The 581-nt window shown below is 60.1% G+C and carries 1 protein-coding gene; it reads left to right on the top strand.

Features of this window, described 5'->3' with window-relative positions; all coding sequences use genetic code 11:
• Positions 1-59 precede the first annotated feature (59 nt).
• The coding region (locus EN932_RS37505) for an extracellular solute-binding protein (RefSeq protein WP_128369591.1) at positions 60-581 on the top strand (522 nt) is incomplete at its 3' end.

Raw genomic sequence — 581 nt, 5'->3', positions numbered from 1 at the left:
GAACTATGATTTGATAATCGTCGTAAAAAGCGCATCAAGCGCGATTGGGAGATTGCAACATGAGCAGGAGAAGGATTGGGCTGGCCCTCGCGGCCGCGTCTTTCGCATGGGGATTGGCAGCCAGCGTAGCGCATGCCACCGACATCTCGTTCTGGACCTGGCGCCAGGAAGACAAGGCCGCCTACAACGAACTTTTCGCCGATTTCACCAAGGCCAACCCGGACGTCCATGTGAAGTTCGAGTCCTTCCCGGACGAGAACTATCCGACGATCGTCTCGACGGCCTTGGCCGCCGGCAAGGGTGGCGACGTCATCCACACCCACGCCTATGGCTGGCTCGAGCAGTTCGTGAAGGCCGGCTATTTCGAGCCGCAGGATCTGACCACGGTGCCTTCACTCGCTAACCAGCCCGCCGATGCGCTGGTGGCCGGCACCTACCGCGCCGACAAGAAGGTTTATTCCCTGCCCTTCGCCTCGCAGACGCTCGGCCTGTTCATCAACAAGGACGTCTTCGCCAAGACCGGGTTGACCCCGCCGACCACATGGGATGAGTTCATAACCGTCAGCAAGGCGCTGAAGGAC

Source organism: Mesorhizobium sp. M7A.F.Ca.US.002.01.1.1, assembly GCF_004022955.1.
Taxonomy (GTDB): Bacteria; Pseudomonadota; Alphaproteobacteria; order Rhizobiales; family Rhizobiaceae; genus Mesorhizobium; species Mesorhizobium ciceri.
The sequence above is the reverse complement of the archived record's forward strand: the minus strand, read 5'-3'. Positions and strand labels throughout refer to the sequence as shown.